Origin of the sequence: Stakelama marina, assembly GCF_018122655.1 — a bacterium.
Taxonomy (GTDB): domain Bacteria; phylum Pseudomonadota; class Alphaproteobacteria; order Sphingomonadales; family Sphingomonadaceae; genus Sphingomonas; species Sphingomonas marina.
On the sequence record NZ_JAGRQC010000001.1, the window covers coordinates 1196468 to 1220095 of the forward strand.

The 23628-nt window shown below is 65.7% G+C and carries 25 protein-coding genes and 1 tRNA gene; 8 read left to right on the forward strand and 18 right to left on the reverse strand.

The window, feature by feature from the left end; all coding sequences use genetic code 11:
- Positions 1 to 25: 25 nt before the first annotated feature.
- The 8 genes from J7S20_RS05725 to J7S20_RS05760 all read right to left on the reverse strand — a co-directional run bounded on the left by J7S20_RS05725 (position 26) and on the right by J7S20_RS05760 (position 7993).
- The gene (locus tag J7S20_RS05725; RefSeq protein WP_284053251.1) at positions 26 to 3238 is read right to left on the reverse strand and encodes an error-prone DNA polymerase; all 3213 of its coding nucleotides are present in this window, start codon (positions 3236 to 3238) and stop codon (positions 26 to 28) included.
- On the reverse strand, positions 3235 to 4824 hold the full coding sequence (locus tag J7S20_RS05730; RefSeq protein ID WP_284053252.1) for a Y-family DNA polymerase: 1590 nt from the start codon (positions 4822 to 4824) through the stop codon (positions 3235 to 3237). Before J7S20_RS05730 ends, J7S20_RS05725 begins: the two co-directional genes overlap by 4 nt.
- Positions 4730 to 5491 (reverse strand): hypothetical protein, encoded by a 762-nt coding sequence (locus tag J7S20_RS05735; RefSeq protein ID WP_284053253.1) that lies wholly within the window; start codon positions 5489 to 5491, stop codon positions 4730 to 4732. The genes J7S20_RS05730 and J7S20_RS05735 overlap by 95 nt, the downstream gene beginning before the upstream one ends.
- Positions 5492 to 5584: 93 nt before the next feature.
- A tRNA-Arg gene (locus J7S20_RS05740) sits at positions 5585 to 5661 on the reverse strand.
- 35 nt (positions 5662 to 5696) lie between these two features.
- Positions 5697 to 6155, reverse strand: a complete 459-nt coding sequence (locus tag J7S20_RS05745) for a DUF1178 family protein (RefSeq protein WP_284053254.1) — start codon at positions 6153 to 6155, stop codon at positions 5697 to 5699.
- Complete coding sequence (locus tag J7S20_RS05750; RefSeq protein ID WP_284053255.1) at positions 6152 to 6976, reverse strand: carbon-nitrogen hydrolase family protein; 825 nt, start codon at positions 6974 to 6976, stop codon at positions 6152 to 6154. The genes J7S20_RS05745 and J7S20_RS05750 overlap by 4 nt, the downstream gene beginning before the upstream one ends.
- Positions 6973 to 7230, reverse strand: coding sequence for a glutaredoxin 3 (grxC, locus tag J7S20_RS05755; protein WP_284053256.1), 258 nt, complete (start codon positions 7228 to 7230; stop codon positions 6973 to 6975). The genes J7S20_RS05750 and grxC overlap by 4 nt, the downstream gene beginning before the upstream one ends.
- Before the next feature lie 31 nt (positions 7231 to 7261).
- Positions 7262 to 7993, reverse strand: coding sequence for a ComF family protein (locus J7S20_RS05760; protein ID WP_284053257.1), 732 nt, complete (start codon positions 7991 to 7993; stop codon positions 7262 to 7264).
- A gap of 42 nt (positions 7994 to 8035) precedes the next feature.
- Here J7S20_RS05760 and J7S20_RS05765 point away from each other — a divergent pair, with 42 nt between their 5' ends.
- Entirely contained in the window at positions 8036 to 8875 is an 840-nt protein-coding gene (locus tag J7S20_RS05765) for a methyltransferase domain-containing protein (RefSeq protein ID WP_284053258.1), read from the forward strand.
- On the opposite strand, the gene J7S20_RS05770 is transcribed toward J7S20_RS05765, so the two are convergent.
- Entirely contained in the window at positions 8872 to 9276 is a 405-nt protein-coding gene (locus tag J7S20_RS05770) for a (deoxy)nucleoside triphosphate pyrophosphohydrolase (protein ID WP_284053259.1), read from the reverse strand. The two genes, J7S20_RS05765 and J7S20_RS05770, sit on opposite strands and share 4 nt — an antisense overlap.
- A gap of 79 nt (positions 9277 to 9355) precedes the next feature.
- Between J7S20_RS05770 and J7S20_RS05775 the strand changes: the two genes are divergently transcribed.
- A complete protein-coding gene (locus tag J7S20_RS05775) occupies positions 9356 to 9541 on the forward strand; it encodes a Flp family type IVb pilin (RefSeq protein ID WP_284053260.1) in 186 nt (61 codons plus the stop codon).
- Positions 9542 to 9660: 119 nt separating this feature from the next.
- Positions 9661 to 9822, forward strand: coding sequence for a Flp family type IVb pilin (locus J7S20_RS05780; RefSeq protein WP_284053261.1), 162 nt, complete (start codon positions 9661 to 9663; stop codon positions 9820 to 9822).
- A 108-nt stretch (positions 9823 to 9930) separates the two neighbouring features.
- Here J7S20_RS05780 and J7S20_RS05785 read toward each other — a convergent pair whose 3' ends face one another.
- Genes J7S20_RS05785 through J7S20_RS05800 form a run of 4 tightly spaced genes read right to left on the reverse strand, consistent with a single transcriptional unit; the run spans position 9931 to position 13720 of the window.
- On the reverse strand, positions 9931 to 10878 hold the full coding sequence (locus J7S20_RS05785; protein WP_284053262.1) for an acetyl-CoA carboxylase carboxyltransferase subunit alpha: 948 nt from the start codon (positions 10876 to 10878) through the stop codon (positions 9931 to 9933).
- Between the two features lie 13 nt (positions 10879 to 10891).
- The gene (locus J7S20_RS05790; RefSeq protein WP_284053263.1) at positions 10892 to 11797 is read right to left on the reverse strand and encodes a tyrosine-type recombinase/integrase; all 906 of its coding nucleotides are present in this window, start codon (positions 11795 to 11797) and stop codon (positions 10892 to 10894) included.
- Positions 11794 to 13602, reverse strand: a complete 1809-nt coding sequence (locus J7S20_RS05795; protein WP_284053264.1) for a hypothetical protein — start codon at positions 13600 to 13602, stop codon at positions 11794 to 11796. The genes J7S20_RS05790 and J7S20_RS05795 overlap by 4 nt, the downstream gene beginning before the upstream one ends.
- Positions 13583 to 13720: a hypothetical protein gene (locus J7S20_RS05800; protein WP_284053265.1), complete on the reverse strand. Its 138-nt coding sequence runs from the start codon at positions 13718 to 13720 to the stop codon at positions 13583 to 13585. The genes J7S20_RS05795 and J7S20_RS05800 overlap by 20 nt, the downstream gene beginning before the upstream one ends.
- An 81-nt stretch (positions 13721 to 13801) precedes the next feature.
- Here J7S20_RS05800 and J7S20_RS05805 point away from each other — a divergent pair, with 81 nt between their 5' ends.
- Positions 13802 to 14341 carry a shikimate kinase gene (locus J7S20_RS05805; protein WP_284053266.1) on the forward strand — a complete coding sequence of 180 codons (540 nt, stop codon included), beginning with the start codon at positions 13802 to 13804 and terminating at the stop codon, positions 14339 to 14341.
- Positions 14338 to 15441 (forward strand): 3-dehydroquinate synthase, encoded by a 1104-nt coding sequence (gene aroB, locus J7S20_RS05810; protein WP_284053267.1) that lies wholly within the window; start codon positions 14338 to 14340, stop codon positions 15439 to 15441. Before J7S20_RS05805 ends, aroB begins: the two co-directional genes overlap by 4 nt.
- A 15-nt stretch (positions 15442 to 15456) precedes the next feature.
- Here aroB and J7S20_RS05815 read toward each other — a convergent pair whose 3' ends face one another.
- The 5 genes from J7S20_RS05815 to radA are packed head-to-tail and all read right to left on the reverse strand — an operon-like array spanning position 15457 to position 20001.
- Entirely contained in the window at positions 15457 to 15795 is a 339-nt protein-coding gene (locus J7S20_RS05815; protein ID WP_284053268.1) for a DUF423 domain-containing protein, read from the reverse strand.
- Positions 15792 to 17573: a cation:proton antiporter domain-containing protein gene (locus tag J7S20_RS05820; RefSeq protein WP_284053269.1), complete on the reverse strand. Its 1782-nt coding sequence runs from the start codon at positions 17571 to 17573 to the stop codon at positions 15792 to 15794. The genes J7S20_RS05815 and J7S20_RS05820 overlap by 4 nt, the downstream gene beginning before the upstream one ends.
- Entirely contained in the window at positions 17573 to 18010 is a 438-nt protein-coding gene (locus J7S20_RS05825; RefSeq protein ID WP_284053408.1) for an iron-sulfur cluster assembly scaffold protein, read from the reverse strand. The genes J7S20_RS05820 and J7S20_RS05825 overlap by 1 nt, the downstream gene beginning before the upstream one ends.
- A gap of 47 nt (positions 18011 to 18057) precedes the next feature.
- Positions 18058 to 18615: a CvpA family protein gene (locus J7S20_RS05830; RefSeq protein ID WP_284053270.1), complete on the reverse strand. Its 558-nt coding sequence runs from the start codon at positions 18613 to 18615 to the stop codon at positions 18058 to 18060.
- A gap of 12 nt (positions 18616 to 18627) precedes the next feature.
- A complete protein-coding gene (gene radA / locus J7S20_RS05835; protein WP_284053271.1) occupies positions 18628 to 20001 on the reverse strand; it encodes a DNA repair protein RadA in 1374 nt (457 codons plus the stop codon).
- A 201-nt stretch (positions 20002 to 20202) separates the two neighbouring features.
- Here radA and J7S20_RS05840 point away from each other — a divergent pair, with 201 nt between their 5' ends.
- The 3 genes from J7S20_RS05840 to J7S20_RS05850 all read left to right on the forward strand — a co-directional run bounded on the left by J7S20_RS05840 (position 20203) and on the right by J7S20_RS05850 (position 23626).
- The gene (locus J7S20_RS05840; protein WP_284053272.1) at positions 20203 to 21354 is read left to right on the forward strand and encodes a glycosyltransferase family 4 protein; all 1152 of its coding nucleotides are present in this window, start codon (positions 20203 to 20205) and stop codon (positions 21352 to 21354) included.
- Between the two features lie 74 nt (positions 21355 to 21428).
- Positions 21429 to 22751: a replication-associated recombination protein A gene (locus J7S20_RS05845; RefSeq protein ID WP_284053273.1), complete on the forward strand. Its 1323-nt coding sequence runs from the start codon at positions 21429 to 21431 to the stop codon at positions 22749 to 22751.
- Positions 22748 to 23626 carry a hypothetical protein gene (locus tag J7S20_RS05850; RefSeq protein ID WP_284053274.1) on the forward strand — a complete coding sequence of 293 codons (879 nt, stop codon included), beginning with the start codon at positions 22748 to 22750 and terminating at the stop codon, positions 23624 to 23626. The genes J7S20_RS05845 and J7S20_RS05850 overlap by 4 nt, the downstream gene beginning before the upstream one ends.
- The last annotated feature ends 2 nt before the right edge of the window (positions 23627 to 23628 follow it).

The window sequence follows — 23628 nt, forward strand, 5'->3', positions numbered from 1 at the left end:
GAAGGTTCCGCGGGCCTTTTTCATGTCAGTGGAAATCGCGCGAACGTGGAAGGACACGGACGTTGCGCGGATGTTGCGGATGAACGAATGCGTCCGCGCGCGACAGCGGCTGTTCCGTTCTGTGCGTCGAGGACAGTCGGGCGAGTTCACCGGTACGGTCGTGCACGCGGGCGGCCATGACGTGGATTACCCCCTCGGGACTTTTCTGTACCTCGCCTTCGACCAGCATCAGCCGCGCTGCCATTACCGGGCGCCGCTGCGCTTCGAAGGTCCGCGCCCACAGCACGATGTTGGCGATCCCGCCCTCATCCTCGATCGTGACGAAGATGGCATTCCCCTCCCCCGGCCGCTGGCGGACAAGGACGACACCGGCGACCTTTACCCGCGCGCCGCCCTTCAGGTCGCGCAGGCTCGCACAGGGCGTCACGCCTTCGCCCTCGAATAGTCCACGCAAAAAGGACATGGGATGCGCCTTCAGCGACAGCCGCGTGGTCTGGTAATCGGCGGCGACATGTTCGCTGAGCGCCATCGCCGGCAGCGATACCTGCGGCTCCTCGCCAAGTTCGCGGGCGCGCGCGGCGGCAAAAAGCGGCAGTTCGTCGGGCGGTGTGCGCCGTGCCTCCCATAAGCCCTCGCGCCGGTCGAGGCCCAGCGAACGCAACGCATCTGCATCGGCGAGCAGATTGAGCGCGCGCCGGGGCAAACGGGCTCGGCGCGCGAGTTGCTCGACACTGTCGAACGGTGCGGCGGCGGCAATGGCATCGCCCCAATCCTGTTTGAACCCGGTAATCTGCCGAAAGCCGAGGCGAAGCGCGGGATCTCCGTTCCGTCCTTCCAGGCTATTGTCCCAATGGCTGTGGTTGATGTCGATCGGCCGAACCTCGACATCATGGTCGCGCGCGTCGCGAACGATCTGCGCCGGTGCGTAGAATCCCATCGGCTGCGCGTTCAGAAGCGCGGCGGCGAACACCGCCGGATAACGGCACTTGATATAGGCCGACACCCAGACGAGCCGGGCAAAGGCGATGGCGTGGCTTTCGGGAAAGCCATAGCTGCCGAACCCCTGAATCTGGCGAAAGCAGCGTTCGGCAAAGTCGCGCTCATACCCCCGCGCGACCATGCCGCCGACCATCTTTTCTTCAAAATTGTGGATCGTGCCGAGATTGCGAAACGTCGCCATCGCACGGCGAAGCTGATTGGCCTCGGACGGCGTGAAATCGGCCGCGGTGATGGCAAGGCGCATCGCCTGTTCCTGGAACAGCGGCACGCCCAGCGTCTTGCCGAGCACGCCGCGCAGTTCGTCCGGATCATGCGGTTTCGCGGGCGACGGATATTCGGCCTGTTCCCTTCCCTGGCGGCGGCGAAGATAGGGATGCACCATATCGCCCTGGATCGGCCCCGGCCGCACGATCGCGACCTGGATGGCAAGGTCGTAGAATTCACGCGGACGTAAGCGCGGGAGCATGTTCATCTGCGCGCGGCTTTCGACCTGGAACACGCCGATACTGTCGCCGTCGCACAGCATGTCCCACACCGCCTTGTCTTCGTCGGGGATGCTGGAAAGGGTGTATTCCTCTTCGGGCCGGGCAGAAGCGATGAGGTCGAACGCCTTGCGGATGCAGGTCAGCATGCCCAGCGCCAGCACGTCGACCTTCATCAGGCCGAGTTCGTCGATATCGTTCTTGTCCCATTCGATGAAGGTGCGATCCGCCATCGCGGCATTGTGGATCGGCACCGTCTCGTCGAGCCGGTCCTGCGTCAGCACGAAACCGCCGACATGCTGCGACAGGTGACGCGGGAATTGCAGGATGCGCTGGACGAAATCATTGACCCGGGCAATCTCCCGATTGTCGGGATCGAGCCCGCCCTCGACACAGCGTTCGCGGTCATAGGTGGAGGAATAGCTGCCCCAGACAGTGCTCGACAGCCGCGCCGTCACATCTTCGCTCAGCCCCAGCGCCTTGCCGACCTCTCGCACCGCGCTGCGCGGGCGGTAATGGATGACGGTGGCAGCGATCCCGGCGCGGTGGCGGCCATAGCGTTTGTAGACATATTGCATCACCTCTTCGCGCCGCTCATGCTCGAAATCGACGTCGATATCGGGCGGCTCGCGCCGTTCGGGCGAGACGAAGCGCGAGAAGAGCAGATTGTGCCGCGCCGGATCGACCGCGGTGATGCCGAGCACGTAACAGACCGCCGAATTGGCCGCCGATCCGCGCCCCTGGCAGAGGATACCCTGCCCTTGCGCGAAACGAACGATGTCGTGAACGGTCAGGAAATAGGCGGCGTAGTTCGCCTCACCGATGATCGCCAGTTCCTCGCGCAGTAACTTCGCCAGATCGTCGCGCCCGGCATATCGCTCGGCGAATTTCGTCCAGACCAGTTCGGTCAGCCAGCCTTGCGGCGTGTAACCGGGCGGCACCGGCTCGTGCGGATATTCATAACGGAGCTGATCGAGCGAAAAATCGATCCGCGACAGGAAAGCCTGTGTCTCGGCAATCGCTTGCGGCGCTTTCGCAAACAGCCGCACCATTTCCTCCGGCGGTTTCAGATGCCGTTCGGCATTGGCGGCGAGCTTGCGGCCAGCGGCCTGCACGGTCGTCTTTTCACGGATCGCGGTCAGGATGTCATGGAGCGGCCGCGCCTCAGGGCCGGCATATAATGCATCGTTGAGTGCGATCATCGGTACGCCTGCCTCGTCCGCGATGCGCTGCTGCCGCGACAGCATCCGCGCATCGCGCCCGGCGCGCGGCATCACCGCACCGAGCCACAGTCGCCCCGAAAATGTTGCGCACAATCGGCGCAGCAATTCGGCCGTAGCGCCGGGCATGGCGATCAGTGCGAGGTCCCGATGATGCTCGATCAGGTCTTCGATGCGGAGGATGCAGTCTCCCTTTTCAGCACGCAGATTTCCGGTGGTGAGCAGCCGTGTCAGCCGTCCCCAGCCCAGGCGCGTCACCGGATAGGCGAGAATGTCGGGGGTGCCGTCGGCAAAGGCCAGTCGCGCGCCGACAATCAGCCTGAAATCGGGGAAGGCACCGCCGCCTTCCTCCACTTCTTCGCGCAACTCGCGAAGCGCGGCATGCGCACGAACGACACCCGCCACCGTGTTGCGATCGGCGATGCCGATGCCGCTATGGCCGAGCAGGATCGCCGCCCGGACCATCTCTGCGGCATGACTCGCCCCGCGCAGGAACGAGAAGTTGGTCGCCGCCGCCAGTTCCGCATAGCGCGTCATGCGAACAGCCCGTGCAGATACCAGTCCGGCGTGTCGTCCTGCTCGCCGAACAGGCCGTGACGGAACACCCAGAAACGATGGCCCTGCTCGTCCTCGACCCGGTAGTAATCGCGCGTTGGCCCTTTTCCCTCGGGGTGCCGCCACCAGGGATAGGCGAGCCGTTCGGGCCCTTCGGCCAGCGTCACGCGGTGCTGCCGCCCTTTCCACTGGAAACGGTAGGGCGGCCCGTCGGGGACCTCGGCAAGGACGGTGATCGCCTGCGGCGGATCGAACAGGGTGAGCGGACGCAGCGGCGGCTCGCCGGGTTCGGGGCGGTGCCAGGCAAGCTGCGGGACAGGCGCGCGTGCGGGCCGCGTGGTCGCAGCATATTCGGGAAAATGATGGTCGCGCGGATGGAAGCGGCGAACGCTTTCGGCGCCGAAGCGGACCGCCAGCCGGTCGAACAGCGGCCCCGGATCGGGCTTGTCCCCAGCCCTGTCGGCAAGGCCGTCCTGCTTTGCATCGAGCGTTTCGGCATGGAGCACGGCAAAGCGCAGCATGTCGTATCCGAAGCCGGGGTCGAGCGGATCGGCGAGCGCATCGAGCCGTTCGTGAAAAAGCCTTTCGATCGCAGCCGGCGTTCGCGTCGGCGCACCGGTTTCGACCGAGAGACGTGCGACATGGCCATCGACGCGGAACAGCGCGACGCCGAAATGCCGCCCACCCTGACCGCGCCGACGCAGGTCGTCGCACGCCTCACCCGCAAGTTCCGCGATCCGCCCAAGCAGCGGGCCGGTGGTCATCATCGGTTCGGCAAAGCGGCGCTCGGCAACGACAGGCGGGAGCTTTCGCCGCGGCGTGATCCGCACATCCTCTTCCTCGAGCAGGCGCGCGAGCATGGTCGGCAGCTCTGTCCCGAACCGCGCGGCGAGCGGCGTACGCGGGCGGGCGGCAAGATCACCGATGGTGCGCAATCCCGCGCGCATCAATGCGATATGGACACTCTCGTCGAGTGCCAGCGCCTGCACCGGCAGATCATGCGGGTTTGAACCGGCAAAACATGCCAGTGCATAGGCCGTGTCGGGCGTGGCGGCGAAAGCCAGTCTCGCGGTTAGCTGCTGTTGTGAAAGACGGTCGGCAAGATCGCGGGCAATTGCCCTTTCCGCTTCGTCATCGTGGCGAAAACCGGGACTTTCTTGCGCAAGCACTGCTTCCATCCCACGGGATTCCTGCTTTTGCCGGAAGGATGGCCCGCACCCCGTCAGGTCGAGGATCAGCCCTGCCTCTCCCTTCGTCGCGACCATCGGCGTATAGCGTTCGCAGGCATCGGCGAGCCATGCGAGCAGCGCCGCATCCGCCTGTCGGTCGTGCGGATGGGCCGGCAATTCGGGCACGCGCGCGCGCGCATCGGCGAGCGCCATTCCGGGGGCAAGGCCAAGCGCCAGGGCAGCCGGTGACAGCGCGGTGATACGCATCGCGCCGCGTTTCTTTTCCACCAGCGCGAACGGCGTATCAGGCGGCGCGGCGCCCGTCCGCGCGATCCGTTCCGCCGACAGATGGGGCAGATAGGCCGCCAGATAGCGGCGTTTGGAAACAGCCTTTGTCACGATCCCATTCCAGCCGACACTGCAATCCCTCGCGTCCGCCGCGATGGCGCAGCAATTCCAGGTCGAAGGCGGGCAGCCCCGGCGCGTTCGCCTCCAGCGCAACCGACGGCGCGCTCGCCACGCGCCAGCGACTGTGTGCGACGCTGGCGGCGGGCTCGGTATCGCTGCGCACAAGCTGGACCATCACGTCCGACCGCGCCGCCGCCAGTGCCAGTCGCCGCGATGCCGTCAGGTCGAGTGCAGGCGCCTTGCCATGCACCTCCAGCACTACCGAAGCGGCACCGCCATGCCGCACGCTGTCGGCGGCCGCGCGCAGCATCGCCGTCACATCGCCGAGCCGCAGCAGCACGATCGAATCGGGATCGAGGCCCAGATCGACCAGCCCGGGACCATAGGGGTGCCCCGCCCCGCGTTCGCCGCGTCGTTCGCGCAGCCACAATATCGACTGCCGTTCCTCGCGCCGCCGCTCGGCGAGCAACAGCGCCATCGCGGCAGCGCAGGCACCGTCCTCGATGCTTGCCGCATACCATTCATGGACACCGTCCCGCCTGACCCCGCCACCAAGCCATTCATCGACCTCGGCCGCGCCGAACGCCGTCCGCCGCGTTTCCGAATCCATGGCAATACCGGCCGACTGCCGGAGAAGCGCCGATAGCGAATCACCCATATGTTCACCTTATGTTCTTAATCGGACTCTCAACGCGCGGAGTCAACACGGGGTCCGGTCATCGGGCGTGACGCAGGGATGATCTGTGGCAGCTGGTGCCCCGGAGAGGATTCGAACCTCCGACCTTCAGATTAGGAATCTGCTGCTCTATCCTACTGAGCTACCGGGGCGGCGGCTGGAGGCCTAGTCGGCGGCACGGCGCCGGTCAATTGCGCGAATTGGGTGGCAGCACCGGGAATGGCAGCGGCGCGACCGAAACGCCGTCCTCGATCAGTGCCTTGGCCTGTTCCACGGTCGCCTGACCATGGATCGGGGCCGTATCCTCTTCGCCGTCATGCATGGCACGCGCACGCTTTTCGAACGCCATGCCGACCCATTCGGACCCTTCGAGCGCCTTGTTCTGCGCCTCGGCCAGCGCCTTCATCGCCGTCTTTACCGCATCGGGCGACGGCTTGGCTTGCTGACGCCCGGGTACAGGCGCATCCGCCTTGCGATTGCCCTTGGTCGCGACATTGGGAGCCATGACCGCCTTTTCGACATGCTCGTCACCACAGGTCGGACAAACGACCAGCCCGCCCGCCTTCTGCTCCTCGAAGGCGGCGCTCGATCCGAACCATGCCTCGAACACATGGCCGTTGCCGCAGCGCAGGTCGAAGACGATCATGACAGCCGCTCGACATCCGGAATCGCGCGGCGGTGGCGCAGCGCCGGCACCCGCGAGCGAACGTCCCCCAGACGGGCCAGATCGATCTCGGCATAGCCCACGCCGGCAGGCTCTCCCATGTCGAGCAGTACCTCGCCCCAGGGATCGACCACCATCGAATGCCCCCATGTCGCACGGCCATCGTCATGTTCGCCGGTCTGCGCGGCAGCGACCACGAATGCCGCACCCTCGATCGCGCGGGCGCGCAGCAAGATTTCCCAATGCGCCTTGCCCGTCGGACGTGTGAAGGCGGCGGGAATGCTGAGCAGCTCTGCACCAGCATCCGTCAGCGCGCGGTAGAGATCGGGAAAGCGCAAGTCGTAGCAGATCGACAACCCCAATGCACCCGCGGGGCTGTCCGCGACCACCGCACCGTCGCCCGCCGCATAGACCGAAGATTCACGCCAGCTTTCACCGCTCGGAAGATCGACATCGAACAGGTGCAGCTTGTCGTAACGCGCGCGGATCATCCCCTTGTCATCGATCAGGAACGACCGGTTGGCGAGCTTGCCGTCCGCCCGGCGAAGCGCCAGCGATCCCAGCTCTGCCCAGACGCCGTGCAGCGCCGCCGCTTCGCGCACGGCCTTCAGAACAATATCGTCGTCCTCGCCGCGCAGATGCGCATCGGCACGCTTGCGGTCGCGGTCGAGCAGGCCGGACATTTCGGGCGTGAACAGCATGGCGGCGCCCGCCTGCCCCGCCTCGGCAATCGCATCGGTGATGACACGCGCATTGGCCGCGGGATCGATCCCGCTCGTCATCTGCAACAGCGCGATCTTCATTGTGCGAGCAGCGGGTCCAGTCCACCTTCGCGATCGAGCGCGACGAGTTCGTCGGAACCGCCGATATGCCGGTCGTCGATGAAGATCTGCGGTACCGTCGTGCGACCGTTCGCCCGCTGGATCATCTCGGTGCGTTTCTCACCGCCCATGGTGATGTCATATTCGGTGAATTCGACATCCTTGCCGCCCAGCAGCCGCTTGGCGCGGATGCAGTAGGGACAGAACATCTTCGAATAGATTTCGACCTTTGCCATGGTGGAGAGGTGTGGCGGGCGGGCTGCAATGTCAATCTTCCGCATCGCCCAGCACCCGCGCCCAGGTAAGAATCGCCACACGCGACGCACCTGCCCGCTTCAGCAACCGGACGCATGCATCGGTCGTCGCTCCGCTGGTATAGACGTCGTCGACCAGTCCGATGGAGCGCCCCTTCAGCCTGTCCTGCGCATTATCGGAAAGCGAAAAGGCCCCGCTGACCGCCTTGCGCCGCGCTTTACGCCCCAGCCCGCGCAGCGCCGGCGTCGCGCGGGTTCGGTGCAGAAGCGCGCGATCAACCGCAACGCCGCGATGCCATCCGAGCGCGTCCGCGATCAGCGCCGCCTGATTGAAACCACGATTCCAGATGCGCCAGCGATGGAGCGGAACCGGCACGAGCAGATCGGTATCGGCGGGGATCACGCGAACCATCTGCCGCGCGATCGTATCGGCAAATGCCATGCGACCACCATATTTCAGCCGCAGCGCGAGCGTGCGCGCGACCTCGCCATAAGCCACCGGTGCGAAAATGCCGTCATGCCGCGGCGGATCGGCGAGGCAGGCGGCACATCTCGCAGTATCGCCCCGGTCAAATTCGAACGGTGTGCCGCACGAAGCGCACCATGGCGGCGCGAGAAATCGCAACTGTCGCCAGCACGGGCTGCAGAACCGGTGGTTGGCTTCGGTGATCGTGCCGCAGGCCGGGCAACGCGGCGGCAACGCGAAATCGGCGATGGAACGCAGCACGGATGCGGTTGCCTTCATGCCCACCTTGTCGCGGGCCGAACGAAGCGGCACAAGGCCCGCGTGACCGCTCCAGAGATATTCGACCGCCAGGCCCGACGCCTGCGCCGTGACCGCGCCGCGCGAAACTTCGCCGACCATGATTTCGTCCACCGTTTCATGGCCGAAGGGGTGATGGAGCGCCTCGGCGCGGTGAAGCGCCAATTTCTCGACGTTCTCGACCTTGGCTGCTGGGATGCCGATCTTCAACCACCGCCCGGCGCGCGTATAGTACGGTGCGACCCCGGCAAGGGCTTTGCCATTGCCGCGAATGGTGTGCGGGCCGATGAAGACCGCCTTCCCTTCGCCGATGGCGCATTCGACCTCGTGCTGTCGGTCGGCACACTCGACCAGGTCAACGACCTGCCCGGTGCGCTCACACTCATCCGCCGCTCGCTCCGCCCCGACGGACTTTTCCTCGGCGCATTTCTCGGTGCCGGAAGCCTCGCCACGCTGAAATCGGCGTTCATGGCCGCGGAGCGCGAGCGCCCCGTCGCACGGTTTCACCCCCAGATCGACGTGCGCTCTGCCGGCGACCTGCTGATGCGGGCAGGCTTTGCACTGCCCGTCGCGGATACCGAAACGCTCAATGTGCGCTATGGCGATATTTTCGGGATCTTCCGTGATCTGCGCGGAATGGCGGCTACCAACCTTCTCGTCGATCGCACGGCGTTGCGGCGCGATTCGCTTGCGGCTGCAGCCGGAGCATTCGCCGATAGAGCCGACGATGACGGTCGCGTTCCTGAACGGTTCGAAATCATCTACCTGACCGGCTGGGCGCCCGACGACTCGCAACCCAAGCCTGCCCGGCGCGGCAGCGGCACAACCTCGCTGGCCGAAGCGCTGAAACCGCCGACGCGCTAGATCAACGCTTCGAGAAGCCCGATCAGCGGCCGGTCAGCGGGCGGCATGTCCAGCGCGTGAAGTTCCACCGGACGAACCCATTTGAGCGCCGATGCGTGCAGGGCACTCGGCACGCCCGACCATTTACGCAGGACATAGAGCAGCAACAGCAGATGCTTGTCGCCCAACGCTTCGCTGGCAAAGGCAGCGGGCGCCAGGCACGACGCCTCGGTCTCGATCCCCAGTTCCTCGCGCAGTTCCCGGACGAGCGCCGCTTCGGGCAATTCGCCCACCTCGACCTTTCCGCCGGCAAATTCCCAGAGGCCAGCCATTGATTTGCCCTCGGGGCGCTGCTGCACCATCACCCGTCCGTCGGCGTCGATCAGCGCGGCCGCCACCACGATCAGCAAGGGCCTGGCCACTCGTTTCGGTTCGTCAATCAGCACTTCCTTAATCATCCTCGCCTATGCGTCGCGGTCGCTCGCTGGAGAAACCGCCTTGATGCAAACCCTTTTCCACATATTCCAAAAGTTGCGGCACGATACCGCTGCCGCGACCGCGGTCGAATACGGACTGATTCTCGCGCTGGTCGTGCTAGCCATGATCGCCAGCCTGACCCAGTTCGCCACCAGCACGACGACGATGTGGAACAATGTCAGCGATGCCGTCCAGTCCGTGACCAACTGATCCGCTTTCCGGCTTTAAACTTTTGTCAATTCACACCGCGTAGAACCGAAAGCGCCTGCCGGGCCCTCTCCCGGAAGGCCGGGTACTGAAAGCTTTTTTTTGGAACGATGGAGACCGGTATGCAGAACATTCGCAAGTTCATTCGCAATTCCAAGGGTGCGACCGCGATCGAGTACGGCCTGATCGCCGCGCTGATCGCCGTGGCCGCGATCGCCGCGATGCAGGGTCTGGGCAACAACCTCAGCTCGACCTTCAACACCGTCAGCACCAAGCTGAAATAAGCTGATCGCACGAATTACGCGAGCGGGGCGGCGGGGCTTAGGCTTCGTCGCCCTTTTTCGTATGCGTGGTTCCGAAGCGCGATCAGCCCGACGGATTCACGCCGTACCCTAGACGCGTCCCATCTTGAGGAACTTCTCGCGCCGCTCGCGGCGCAGCTCGTCGCCTGACAGCGAATCGAGCCCATCGAACGCGGCCCATATCGCGTCGCCCAGCGATTCGATCGCTGCGCCATGGTTGCGATGCGCGCCGCCCAGCGGCTCGGGCACGATCGAATCGATCACGCCCAGTGCTTTCAGGTCCTGCGCGGTTACCTTCATGGCTTCGGCCGCATCCGCCGCCTTGTCGCCGGTGCGCCAGAGGATCGATGCACAGCCTTCGGGCGAGATCACCGAATATACGGCGTGTTCGAACATCAGCACCCGGTTGCCGCTCGCCAGCGCCACCGCGCCGCCCGATCCACCTTCACCCAGAATGGCACAGACCAGCGGCACGCGGAGGTCGAGGCACTGCTCGGTCGCGCGCGCAATCGCTTCCGCTTGGCCGCGCTCTTCTGCCTGCACCCCGGGGAAAGCGCCCGAAGTATCGACGAGCGTCATCACCGGAAGCCCAAATCGGTCGGCAAGCTGCATCAGGCGGATCGCCTTGCGATAGCCCTCGGGCTTGCCCATGCCGAAATTGTGTTTCAGCCGGCTCGCGGTGTCGTCGCCCTTTTCATGGCCGATCACCATCACCCTGCGGCCACGGAAGCTGCCCAGCCCGCCGATGATCGCCTGATCGTCGGCAAAGGCGCGGTCGCCACCAAGCGGCATGAAGTCGTCGATCAGCCCGGCGACATAATGTTTGAAATGCGGGCGTTCGGGATGGCGTGCGACCTGAGTCTTCTGCCATGGCGACAGCTTCGCATAGGTCTCGCGCAGCAGCCTGTCGGACTTGCCCTGGATGCGTTTGACCTCCGCGTCGATGTTCACTTCGCCATCGGCGGCGGTTTCGCGCAATTCGTCGATCCTGCCCTGCAGTTCGGCGATCGGTTTTTCGAAGTCGAGAAATGTCGGCATCAGGCGCTTGCGGTTAGGGCCGCTTGGCGCTCACGTCAACGAGCGGATGGCGGCTGTTGACGAGTTCGACCAGTCTGCGGCTGTCGACATGCGTGTAGATTTCGGTGGTCGCGATATCGGCGTGCCCCAGCATCGCCTGCAATGCGCGAAGGTCGGCACCGCCTTCGAGCAGATGCGTCGCAAAGGCGTGGCGTAGCACATGCGGACTCACCCGGTCGGGTGGAATCCCGGCCTCTGCGGCGATCTGCTTGAGGATCTGATAGAGGCGGATGCGCGAAAGATGCCCCTTGCCCGAGGGAAAAAGCCATGGCCGTGCGCTGTCGACATGGTTGCGCCACACCGCCGCGGCGGCGCGGGCGCGGTCGGAAATCGGAACCAGCCGCTCGCGCCCGCCCTTGCCGCGCAGAATAAGATAGGGTCGATCGGGCGCGATCGCGTTTCGCGGCAGCGATACCAGTTCGGTCGCACGCAAGCCCGATCCGTAGAGCAGTTCGACAAGCGCGGCGAGCCGCAGGTCGAGCGGGTTGACCGGTTCCTTCGACAGCCGCTCGCCTATCGCACCGAACAGGCGATCGACATCGGCGACCGACAATATCTTCGGCAACCGTCGCGCTGTTCCTGGTCGAGGCAGGTCACCGCCCGGATCGTCGTCGCGCAATCCTTCATCGGCGAGAAAACCGAAAAACCGCCTCAGCGCCGCTGATTTGCGGGCTACGGTGGCGCGGGACAAGTCACGCCAGCTATCGCCCAGCCGGGCAATTGCCGCACTGTCCGCCTGCGCCAGCGCACCGCCAAGTTCCTGCGACGCCAGCCGCAGATCGGTGCCATAGGCGGCAAGCGTATTTTTCGACGCTCCCGCCTCGGCCGCCATCATTTCCAGGAAACGCTCGATAAGCGCGCCGTCCCGGTCGGAGGTCACACGCGCGCCACCGCTTCGGCCGCGATCATGCGGGCATAGCCTTCCAGACCTGCGGCACGCAGCGCCGATACGATATGAAACAGCGCTTCGGGCGGAACGCCACGCCAGTCGGAGGTCTGCATCCCGATCGCCGCCAGCAGCATGACTGTCGCGCCTTCACGGCGTTGCCCCGCCTTGTCGATGGCCTGCGTCCAGGCGTTCGACATGCCGATTTGAACGTCTAGGTCCTTGGCGAGATCGGCGACATCTTCGCTGCGAACGCGGCCGAGGCCGGCCAGTCCGGCGAGGAACATCTGCGCCTTGCGCCGGTCGGCGGCGGCACCATTGTCGCGGTACGCTCGGACATCGCTCCCGCGGAGCATGGCCACTCCCTCGGGATCGCTCAGCGCAAGCAGAGCCCATCCCTGGCTGCCGCGTTCGACCACCGGCGCCCAGCGAGATGCAGCGATATCGAGCCCCGCCGTCAGCATCGATGCGATCAGATCGTCGGCTGCCTGCGCATTCGCCTTGTTCGGCGCGATGCGCTCTGCCGCTTCCGCCGTCAGCACCGTTCGCGCAAACCGGCCCCGGCGCGTCGAGGGCTCGCTCCACAGGCGGCGCAACATCGCGATACGGTCGGCAGCGGCGGGCTCGGTATAGGCGCTGCGCAAATCCCGCGCGGTCGCGATCTGGGCCGCGGCATCATCCGCTTCGGCGTCGATTTGCCCGTACAGATCGACCAGCGCGGCGCTTGAAAAGACGCCCTGCGCGGCCGCCGACTCGGCGTCGGGCAACCGCACGCTCGGCGCCAGATAGGGCGAAAGCGCCCGCCAGTACCGCACCTGTGGCCCGGCATTGTCGATAAGGTCCCTGGGAATATCGACGCCCGTTGCGATCGCCAATCCATACCGCCAGGCGGTCAGGTGCCCCACTCCGTCCCATTCGATCGAGACATCGCGCCGCCCTTGCGACCCGCGACCCACGACCTTCTCGGCCAGACCGATATCGATGCCGTGTGCAACGCTCTTGCGGCGCGCGGCATCGATCATGTCGCCCGCCTTTTTCGGTTCACCGCCCAGCGCCGCGCACATCGCGGCCGCCAGCGTCCAGCTCGTTTCGGAAGATACCTGCTGCGCCGGCGCGACCAGCGGACACATTCCCGCCGGATCGCCGGTGGCAAGCGACGCCTGCATCGCGATCTGAAACAGCTTGGGTGTGTAATTGTCGACATCGACCGACTGAACCACACCGCGCGCGGCGTTCGCCTCTCCCATCCGCAGGAGCAACCAGGCGCGTTCGGCGGCGAAATCGGCGCCGTTGACGCGTGGCGGTGTCGTCATCGATGCGGTCAGCGCGCGCCGCAGCCCGATCGATAGCCAGCGCGACGGAAGCGGCGCATCGACTCGGCGCATCAATGCTTCGAGCAGCTGGCCGTCGCTGCCGCCATAGCCGTTCGCCGTGAAACCGAGCTGGCGCGGCGCAGCGAATCCGACACGTTCGAGCGACCGCTTCGCCGATGGCGGCAGCTCGTACTTCATCATTTCCTCGACGCTCTGCGTCGGTGTCGGCGTGGGCGTCGGCTCTGGCGTCGCCCCGGACTCAGGCGTTGCCGCAGGCGCGGGCGTCGCCACCGGAGACGGAACCGGCGTCGGCGCGCGCCGCGTCGGGCTGGACGTCGGTGCCGGTGTGGGCGCTGGTGTCGCCGGTTCGTTGAAGCCGGGCGGCAGCAGCGATTCGGGCACGTCCTGCCCGACAGCGGGGATGCCCGCCGCCGTCAGCGCGACCGCAATAGCGCCGAGCGCGACGCTAGTCCGTGAGATTTTCAAGCGAAACCGCCTTTTCGACATGGGTCGGCTGCTGTTCGGTGTTGCGATTGGCGAGGAAGAACAAGCCGCCGACCACCACGATCAGCAGGATGATAAGGATGACGAGAGATCGAGACATGAACCCATCCGAAAAAAGCGAAACCCAGTGTCGCGAGGCCTTTTGCCCGAGACGCAGGCTCGCTGTATAGCCCCCGCGACCATGTTACAAACCCACGACCACAATCCCCGCTGGAACGGCAAGCCGATCGTGCTGATCGGGCTAATGGGCGTGGGCAAATCAACCGTGGGTCGGCGGCTCGCGCAACGGCTTTCGCTGCCCTTTGTCGATGCCGATCAGGAAATCGAGGAAGCGGCGGACCTCAGCGTCTCGGAAATCTTCGAACGCTATGGCGAGGCGTATTTCCGCGACGGAGAACGGCGGGTGATCGCGCGGTTGATCGACGGCACGCCAAAGGTGATCGCCACCGGCGGCGGCGCGTTCCTGAACGAGGAGACCCGCGCGCTGATCCTCGATCAGACGATAGCGATCTGGCTCGATGCCAAGCCAGAGGTGCTCGCCGAACGGGTCCAGCGACGCGACACACGGCCGCTGCTGCGCGGGAAGGACCCGGTAAAGGTGCTGACCGAGCTCGCCCGCGTTCGCAATCCGATCTATGCGCTTGCACCGATTCGCGTGGCGAGCCAACAGGCGCCGCACGAAGCGACGGTAAGCGCAATCCTGGAGGCGATCGGCCAATGACCACCATTCCCGTGTCGCTCGGTGCGCGCAGCTATGACGTTCGCATCGAACCCGGCCTGCTGCACCGCGCGGGCGAAGCACTGCGCGCGGTCGCGGGCGGGCGACCGATGCCGATCGTCACCGACGAGAATCTGACGACGCATCTCGACACGCTCGTCGCGTCGCTGGACGCAAGCGGCATCGCAACGGAGGCGATCGTACTGCCCGCCGGTGAAAGCAGCAAAAGCTGGGCGACGCTGGAGACACTGACCGACCGGCTCCTCGAACTGGAGGTCGAGCGCGGCGATCACGTCATCGCGCTGGGCGGCGGCGTGATCGGCGACCTTGTCGGCTTCGCGGCGGCAATCCTGAAGCGCGGCTGCAATTTCATCCAGATCCCCACGACGCTGCTGGCGCAGGTCGATTCGTCGGTCGGCGGCAAGACCGCGATCAACACGCGCGCGGGCAAGAACCTGATCGGCGCCTTTCATCAGCCGTCGCTCGTGCTGATCGACCCCGAAACGCTCGATACGCTTCCCGCGCGCGACCTCCGCGCCGGTTATGCCGAGGTCGTCAAATACGGGCTGATCGACGATCCCGAATTCTTCGAATGGTGCGAGGCCAATGGCGCGAAGCTACTGGCTGGCGACATGGCGGCGCGCGAATATGCAATCGCGCACTCTGTCGCGGCAAAGGCCAGGATCGTCGCCGAAGACGAACGCGAAACCACAGGCAAGCGTGCGCTGCTGAACCTTGGCCACACCTTCGGCCATGCACTGGAAGCGGAGGCCGGTTTTTCCGACCGTCTGCTCCACGGCGAAGGCGTCGCCGCAGGCATGGCGCTGGCGTTCGGATTTTCGGTCTCGCAAGGCATCTGCAGCGGCCAGGACAGCGAGCGCGTCGCCGGTCATTTGCGGGCTACCGGCCTGCCCGACGGCCTGGCCACGGCCGGTATCGGCGCCGACGGGACGACATTGGTCGGCCATATGAAGCACGACAAGAAGATGGCGGCAGGCACCCTGCCCTTCCTGCTCGCGCGCGGGATCGGACAGACCTATGTCGATCGCAGTGTCGACCTTGATGCGGTCGCGGCATTCCTCGACGCGCAACCGCGTCGCTGATCTCAGCGATCGGCGTCAGCCGCCGGCGCGCAGTCCGGTCCAGGCGAGCCACAGCCAGCCGATGATCAGTGCGGCGCCGCCGATCGGCGTGATCGCACCCAGCCAGCGCGGCAACCCCACCGCCATCAGGTAGAGCGTCCCGGCAAACACCAGTCCGCCGCCAAGGAACAGGATCGCCGGCCCTTTGGCCTCGAACCGCAGCGCGACGAGCGCGGCAACTGCATGAATCAGCTGATAATGTCCGCCGGTCTTGAGCCATTCGGCGGCATCGCCGCTCGCCCCGTGCGCGCCGAACGCACCGGCGGCCACCGCCATCGCGCCCGAAAGTCCCGCAAATATCAACAGCCAGTTCATCCGCATTCCCCCTGTTCGCGAAGATCGGGCTCGGTGCCATCGCGGTCGAACATCTCGTCCTGCCCCGCGTGCAGGTCGCCGGTCTCGATCTGCGCCTTCATCCGCCGCGCATCACGGTCCCGGTATTCAGCCTCGGTATCGTCGATCTCGCCTTCGTCGACACCGACTTCGTGCATGGCGGCTCGCGCCATCTTGATCGCCGATTCGCGCACCTCGCGAAATACCCCGGCGATCGGCGCATCGGCCATCCGGATGACGCTGCGGCGATCATAGGCGCGCACGAAGATCGCGGCGTCCGGAAAGGCATGGTGGACGCCGTCCAGCGCTTCGGTATCGAGCCCATCCTTATCGTGGCAGAACAACAGCAGCTGTGCGTCGCCCGCCCCCGCCTGACGCAGCATTTCCAGCCGCGTCCCATCGCCATAATAGACTTTCATGCCGAACGATCCGGCGGTTTCGATCATCTCCGGGTCAGTGTCGATGATCGTGACGCTGATCCCCTGACCGATCAGCATCTGCGCCACCGTCTGGCCGAACCGCCCATAACCGACGACGAGCGCGCTGGCCCCGTCCTGCCGCGGTTCCTCCAGCCCGTCATGCTCGCTCGGCGGCTCGGTACGCACGCGCCTCGTTATCATCATCAGAAACGGCGTCGTCGCCATCGAAAGCGTTACCACCGCGCCAAAGATGCTCGCCGCCTCGGGCGCGATCAGATAGGCCTGCTGTGCCTGCGCAAACAGCACGAAACCGAACTCGCCGCCCTGGCTGAGCAGCAGGCCGAGCGCGAGCGCCTGTCGCCAGCGCATCCGAAAGGCGAGCCCCAGACCGGTAATCATCACCGCCTTGGTCGCGATCAGCGCGATCGCCAGCCCGATAACGAAAAAGGGGCGCTCGGCGATGGCGTGCAGGTCGAGCATCATGCCGATCGCGACGAAGAACAGGCCAAGCAGGATCGAACGGAACGGTTCGACATCGGCTTCCAGTTCGTGCCGATAGGGACTGTCGGCGAGCATCACGCCCGCGACGAACGCCCCCAACGCGGTCGACAGGCCGAGCATGTCCATGATCGCCGCGCTCGCGATCACCGTGAACAGGCCGGCGAACACGAACATCTCGCGCTCTCCCAGCACGCCGATCAGGCGGAACAGCGGGCGCAGGACGAAACGCCCCGCCAGCACCAGCCCGGTAACCGCAAGCACGGTGTAGAGCGCGAGCAGCCAGCCGGGCGGTCCGCCGGCATCGGCCGGATTGCGCGACAGCGCGGCAACGATCGTGATCAGCGGAACGATCGACAAATCCTGAAACAGCAGGATCGAAAAGGCGCGCTCACCGAACGGTGTGCGCAACCGACCCGCCGATTGCAGCATCGGCAGCACCTGCGCGGTGGATGACAGCGCCAGCGGAAGGCCCAACGCTATCGACGCCGCCAGCGAAAAGCCGGTGATCGTCCACAGCACGGCGATCAACGCGACGCCGCAGATCGCGACCTGCAACAGGCCGAAACCGAAAATGTCGTGCTTCATCCGCCATAATCGCGACGGGTTCAGCTCAAGCCCGACGATGAACAGCAGGAAGGTGATGCCGAGTTCGGCGATGCTCATCTTCGATTCGGCGCCGCCGACGATGCCGAGCACTTCGGGGCCGACGACCGCACCGGCGACAAGGAAACCCAGCGTCGCGCCGAGGCCGAACTTGCGAAACACGAGAACGAAGAACAATGCCGCGCCGAGCAGGGCCGCGCCTTCGCGTACCAGCGATACGGCGTTATGCGCTTCCATCAGCCAGCGCCGCGCCCGTCGCGCGCCTCGGCAGCGGCTTCTGCTGCGGCTTCGAAGGCGAGACGGATCGACGGATGACGCGCGCTGTGCGGCAGCGCGGGGGTGAACAGCTCCAACCCTGGCCATTCGGGCGGTCCATCGCCGCCGGCGAGCCAGTCGGTCAGCGCATCGCGCGCCGCTGCAAGTTCCTCGGGCGACTTGCCGACGATTTCCGCGGCCAGAAGCGAGGCCGAGGCCTGTCCCAGCGCGCAGGCACGCACCAGCATCCCGACCTCCGACACCCGCCCCGCATCATCGACATTGACGTCGATGGTCACGCGGCTGCCGCAGATCGGAGAGCGCTTTTCGGACGAGGCCATCGCCCCTTCGAGCCGCTGCTGAAAGGGGATCGATGCGGCAAGGCGCAATATCTCGGCATTGTAGAGCGGTGCATTCACGCCGCCCATTTAGGGCCGGTATCGGCGAAGTGCGAGGGCGCGCGAGCTTATTGCGCGGCGTTATCGGCCCCGGCGGCTCCCTCGATCGCTCCGAATACCGGCTCACCCCGCCGTCTGCGGTCGACGAAATCGGCTATGCTCGCGCTGGTCGCATCAAGCAGCGGATAGGTTCGCGAACTGCGAATCCAGTCAGGCCGGGCATTGGGGCCGCCGTGGAGCGTATCGATGACGAGGAGCATCAGCGAAAAGCCGAGACTGGCGAGAATCAGCCCTTTCAGCGCGCCGAACCCGAATCCCAGCGCGCGGTCGATCGGCCCGAGGATAGAGCTTCGCGTGCGCGAACCGATCCCGTTCGCCACCATCCGTCCGGCGAAATAGGTCGCACCTGCGATGATGACAAAGGCCAGGACCGCGGCTCCCGCGGCCGTGCCCACCGGCCCCACAAGCATCGCCGTCAACGGCGTGTGGAACAGCTTGATCGCGAAAACGATGAATATCCACGCGATCAGCGACAGCACTTCGGTCACGAAACCGCGCATGAAACCAAGCACGGCCGCGCCGCCGACGAGCAGCAGGACGATAATGTCGAATGCGGTCAGACCCATTGTTCCGCGCCGCTACCCCCGCCCGAGCATATGGTCAACGAAACTTGAAAGCGTCTTGAAGCCGGACAGCGCCATTGTCGCCTTCTCCCCGGCCTGAGCCAAGGGCAGGAGCGCGCGCTGGAAACCTAGCTTTCCGGCCTCCTTCAACCGTATCGGGCCGTGCGAAACCGGCCGAACCTCGCCCGATAGGGCGATTTCGCCGAACGCGACCGCATCATTGGGCACCGGCCGTTCCGAAAGCGCCGACACCAGCGCTGCGGCAACCGCAAGGTCCGCCGCCGGGTCCTGCAAGCGATACCCGCCGGCGATATTGAGATAGACCTCGCAGGTCGAAAAGCTTAGCCCGCACCGCGCCTCCAGCACCGCGAGAATCATGGCGAGCCGCCCCGAGTCCCAACCGACGACCGCACGCCGCGGGGTTGCACCGCTCGCCAGCCGGACGGTCAGCGCCTGCACCTCGACCAGCACGGGACGCGTCCCCTCGAGCGCCGGAAACACCACGGTTCCCGTCATGCTCTCATCACGGTTGGTGAGAAACAGACTGGAGGGGTTGGCGACCTCGCTCAGCCCCTCGCCCGCCATCGCGAAGACGCCGATCTCGTCGGTCCCGCCGAAACGATTCTTCACCGCGCGCAGGATGCGGTATTGGTGGCTGCGCTCGCCTTCGAAAGCGAGCACGGTATCGACCATATGCTCGAGCACGCGCGGGCCGGCGATGCTGCCGTCCTTGGTCACATGGCCGACAAGGACGAGCGCGCTGCCATTCTCCTTGGCGAACCGGATGAGTTCGCCCGACGAGGCGCGCACCTGGCTGACCGTGCCCGGCGCGCCTTCGATAAGGTCCGAATGCATCGTCTGGATCGAATCGATGATGACGAGGTCGGGCGGACTCCCCTCACCCAGCGTCGTCAGGATATCGCGGACAGAGGTCGCGGCGGCGAGTTGCACCGGCGCCTTGCCGAGGCCGAGCCGCCGCGCGCGCAGCCGGACCTGATCGGCGGCTTCTTCACCGGAGACATACGCGACCGACTTTCCCGCATTCGCGAGCTTAGCCGCCGCCTGCAACAAAAGCGTCGATTTGCCGATACCGGGATCGCCACCGATCAACGTCGCCGATCCGGTGACGAAACCGCCGCCCATCGCGCGGTCGAATTCGGCAATTCCGGTCGCCATGCGCTCGGGAAGCGCAACGTCGGTGTCGAGACCCGACAACAGGATCGTGCGGCCGCCGGACTGGAGATTATGCTTGGCCTGAAACGGCGTAACCACCGCGCCGGCATCTTCGACCAGCGTGTTCCACTCGCCGCAATCGCTGCATTGCCCCGCCCAGCGCGAGGACACGGAACCGCATTGCTGGCACACATAACGTTTCTTCGGCTTTGCCATGGCACCTTCATAGCAAAGCGGAACGAAAAGGGAATATGCGCGTGCAAAGCCGCACACTACTCAGGCCGCTGACGGCTCCGATCCGCGCTTCGACACGTCGTCGCCGTCGGGCTGTTTGGTGGAATAGGCCAGATTGTCGTCGATACCATGCCACGCGTCGTTACCATGGCAATTTCGGGCGCGCCTCTCTAAGTGGCGGGCATGCAGCCTTCCGACCTTCGTGTCGCCCTGTTCAGCGGCAACTACAACTATACGCGCGACGGCGCGAACCAGGCGCTCAACCTGCTCGTCGGCCATTTGCTTTCGCGCGGGGCACAGGTCCGTGTCTATTCGCCGACCGTTGCCGAACCTGCGTTCGAACCGACCGGAGATCTGGTCAGCGTGCCCGCGCTGTCGCTGCCGGGCGGGCGCGGCGAATACAAGCTGGCGCGCGGACTTCCGCGCCGGACGCGCGACGACCTCGCGCGGTTCGCACCGAATCTGATCCATGTATCGGCGCCTGACATTCTCGGCCACCGCGCGCTCAGCTATGCGCGCAAGCATGACCTCGCCTCGGTTGCGTCGCTGCACACCCGGTTCGAGACCTATCCGCGCTATTACCGCGCTGGCTTCGCCGAACCGCTGATCGAAAAGCTGCTGACGCGCTTTTACAACCGCGCCGACCGCGTCGTCGTCCCGACGCCCTCGATCGCCGATCTGCTGACATCCTGGGGCGTGCGCAGCCCGATCGGATATTGGCCGCGCGGTGTCGATCACGACCGCTTCACTCCGACGCGGCGCGACCTTGATTGGCGGCGCCAACTCGGCATCGCCGACGATATGATCGCGGTCGGCTTTCTCGGGCGGCTCGTACTCGAAAAGGGGCTCGGCGCCTTTGCCGACGTGATCGAACGACTGCGCGCGCGCGGTATATCGCACCGCGCGCTGATCGTCGGCGACGGGCCGGCGCGCGAATGGTTCGCAGAGCGCGTGCCCGACGCGGCCTTTGCCGGGTTCCAGCGGGGCGACGCACTGGGCCGTGCGGTCGCGTCGATGGACGTGATGTTCAACCCCAGCGTGACCGAAACCTGGGGCCAGGTCACCTCCGAAGCGATGGCGTCCGGCGTGCCGGTAGTGGCAGCCCGCGCGACCGGTGCGATGGATCTGGTGGTCGATGGCGAAACCGGGTTCCTCATCGAACCGGGCGATACGCAAGGCTATGCCGACGCCATCGCGCGCATCGTCAGCGAACCGGGCCTGCGCGACCATATGGGCCAGGCCGCGCACGCCCGCGCGCAGGGATATCGCTGGGACGACGCCAGCCAGTCGGTGCTCGACACCTATTGCGAGTTGATGGCTGCAAGGGCGCGGTGACCGGGCCGGTCGGCGGCCTCCCCGCGCGCGTGCCGCGGTATGAATCTCGCCGGGTCTTTCCTATCTTCTGACCGATGGCCGATCTTTTTGCCGAATTCGAACCCGATATGCCGACCGAGGACGTGCGCCCGGACGCGCCGCTGGCGGACCGTCTGCGCCCGCGCCAACTGGACGAAGTCGTCGGTCAGGAACATCTGACCGGACCCGATGGCGCGATCGGCCGGATGGTCTCGGCGGGCAAGCTGTCCTCGATGATCCTGTGGGGGCCGCCCGGCACCGGAAAGACGACCACGGCGCGGCTGCTCGCCGCCGCCGTGGGTTTGCGCTTCGCCTCGATCAGTGCGGTTTTCTCCGGTGTCGCCGACCTGAAAAAGGTTTTCGCAGAAGCGCGCGACCACGCCAGGATCGGCAAACGCACACTGCTGTTCGTGGACGAGATTCACCGCTTCAACCGCGCCCAGCAGGACGGCTTTCTGCCCTATGTCGAGGACGGGACGGTAACGCTGGTCGGCGCGACGACCGAAAATCCCAGCTTCGAGCTGAACGCGGCGCTGCTCAGCCGCGCGCAGGTGCTGATCCTGCACCGGCTCGATGCCGACGCACTGGCTACGCTGCTCGACCGGGCCGAGGCCATCGAAGGCCGCGACCTGCCGCTTACCCCCGAAGCACGCGCCTCGCTGATCGCGAGCGCCGATGGCGATGGCCGTTTCCTGCTCAACCAGGCCGAAACGCTGTTTTCGGTGGAGATCGAGACACTGCTCGACCCCAAGGGACTGTCGGACTTTCTCCAGCGCCGCGTCGCCGTGTACGACAAGGATCGCGAGGGGCACTATAACCTGATCTCCGCGCTGCATAAGTCGCTGCGCGGTTCGGACCCGCAAGCCGCGCTCTATTATCTCGCGCGAATGCTGACCGCCGGAGAGGAGCCGCTTTATGTGATGCGCAGGCTCACGCGGTTCGCAAGCGAGGATATCGGCCTTGCCGACCCCAATGCGCTCGTCCAGTGCCTCGCCGCCAAGGACGCCTACGACTTTCTCGGTTCTCCGGAGGGGGAACTGGCGATCGTTCAGGCCTGTCTCTACTGCGCGACCGCACCCAAATCGAACGCGGCGTACAAGGCCGCCGGCGCGGCCTGGCGGTCGGCCAAGGCGACCGGATCGCTCATGCCGCCGCAGAACATCCTGAACGCGCCGACCAAGCTGATGAAGGACATCGGCTATGGCGAGGGCTATGCCTATGACCACAGCGTCGAAGGCGGGTTTTCCGGAGCCGATTACTGGCCCGAGGAGATGGAACCGGAACAGTTCTATACGCCCACCGAACGCGGCTTCGAAAAGCGCGTCGCCGAGCGAATGGCGTGGTGGGACGAACGGCGCAGGCAGATCAACGGCGAGTGACCCAGCGTCCCGACCCAGCACCCGCCCATTTCTCCCGCTTCGCGGCGATCGACTGGTCGGGAGCGAAGGGCAATCGGCACAAAGGGATCGCCATCGCGATCTGCGAGGCCGGTGACGCCGCGCCGGCGCTCGTCAGCCCGCCGAGCGGCACATGGTCGCGCCGCGAGGTGCTCGACTGGGTGCGCGCGCAGGCAGACACGCCGACACTGATCGGTTTCGATTTCAGCTTTGCTCCGCCGATCGCAGAGCGCGGCGCCTATCTGCCGGGAGAAGAAACGCCCGCCACTGCGCGCGAATTCTGGGCCTATCTCGATGACGCGTGCGACGATGTCGATCTCGGCGCGGCGAGCTTCTTGGAGGCGCGGCGCGGCCGGCACTTCTATTTCGGCGCCGCCGATGGGGTGAAGGCGGATTTCATGCATCTCCGGCGCTGCGAAGCCCATTTCAACGCTGGCGGCGGCGGCAAACCCTCAACGGTCTATGACGCCATCGGCGCCGCGCAGGTGGCCAAGGCAAGTTTTGCCGGAATGCGGCTGCTCCACGCGCTGCGCGACAATGTGCCGATCTGGCCGTTCGATCCGCCGCCTCGTTCAGGCGCGCTGGTTGTCGAAATCTATACGAGCATAGCAGCCCGCGCCGCCGGCATTCGCAAGGGCCGCAGCAAGGTGCGCGACGGCCAAGCGCTGGACGATGCGCTCGGCGCGCTGGAGACGCGCCCGCACCACCCGCTGGCACGCTATGACGACCATGCGACCGATGCGATCATGGCGGCGGCGTGGCTGCGAATGCGTGCGAGCGATGACGGGCTCTGGCGTCCAGCACCGCTCACCAGCCGGCTCGCGGCGACCGAGGGCTGGACATTCGGCGTCGCCTGAAT

Bases quoted from the DNA above. Each gene is read 5' to 3' on its own strand.
- J7S20_RS05725 (WP_284053251.1), bottom strand. From the start codon at position 3,238: ATGACGCGCTATGCGGAACTGGCGGCGGCGACCAACTTCTCGTTCCTG.
- J7S20_RS05750 (WP_284053255.1), bottom strand. From the start codon at position 6,976: ATGAAGATCGCGCTGTTGCAGATGACGAGCGGGATCGATCCCGCGGCC.
- radA (WP_284053271.1), bottom strand. From the start codon at position 20,001: ATGGCAAAGCCGAAGAAACGTTATGTGTGCCAGCAATGCGGTTCCGTG.
- J7S20_RS05760 (WP_284053257.1), bottom strand. From the start codon at position 7,993: ATGAAGGCAACCGCATCCGTGCTGCGTTCCATCGCCGATTTCGCGTTG.
- aroB (WP_284053267.1), top strand. From the start codon at position 14,338: ATGACCACCATTCCCGTGTCGCTCGGTGCGCGCAGCTATGACGTTCGC.
- J7S20_RS05820 (WP_284053269.1), bottom strand. From the start codon at position 17,573: ATGGAAGCGCATAACGCCGTATCGCTGGTACGCGAAGGCGCGGCCCTG.
- J7S20_RS05805 (WP_284053266.1), top strand. From the start codon at position 13,802: ATGTTACAAACCCACGACCACAATCCCCGCTGGAACGGCAAGCCGATC.
- J7S20_RS05780 (WP_284053261.1), top strand. From the start codon at position 9,661: ATGCAGAACATTCGCAAGTTCATTCGCAATTCCAAGGGTGCGACCGCG.
- J7S20_RS05745 (WP_284053254.1), bottom strand. From the start codon at position 6,155: ATGATCGTCTTCGACCTGCGCTGCGGCAACGGCCATGTGTTCGAGGCA.
- J7S20_RS05815 (WP_284053268.1), bottom strand. From the start codon at position 15,795: ATGAACTGGCTGTTGATATTTGCGGGACTTTCGGGCGCGATGGCGGTG.
- J7S20_RS05845 (WP_284053273.1), top strand. From the start codon at position 21,429: ATGGCCGATCTTTTTGCCGAATTCGAACCCGATATGCCGACCGAGGAC.
- J7S20_RS05785 (WP_284053262.1), bottom strand. From the start codon at position 10,878: ATGCCGACATTTCTCGACTTCGAAAAACCGATCGCCGAACTGCAGGGC.
- J7S20_RS05735 (WP_284053253.1), bottom strand. From the start codon at position 5,491: ATGGGTGATTCGCTATCGGCGCTTCTCCGGCAGTCGGCCGGTATTGCC.
- J7S20_RS05840 (WP_284053272.1), top strand. From the start codon at position 20,203: ATGCAGCCTTCCGACCTTCGTGTCGCCCTGTTCAGCGGCAACTACAAC.
- grxC (WP_284053256.1), bottom strand. From the start codon at position 7,230: ATGGCAAAGGTCGAAATCTATTCGAAGATGTTCTGTCCCTACTGCATC.
- J7S20_RS05775 (WP_284053260.1), top strand. From the start codon at position 9,356: ATGCAAACCCTTTTCCACATATTCCAAAAGTTGCGGCACGATACCGCT.
- J7S20_RS05800 (WP_284053265.1), bottom strand. From the start codon at position 13,720: ATGTCTCGATCTCTCGTCATCCTTATCATCCTGCTGATCGTGGTGGTC.
- J7S20_RS05830 (WP_284053270.1), bottom strand. From the start codon at position 18,615: ATGGGTCTGACCGCATTCGACATTATCGTCCTGCTGCTCGTCGGCGGC.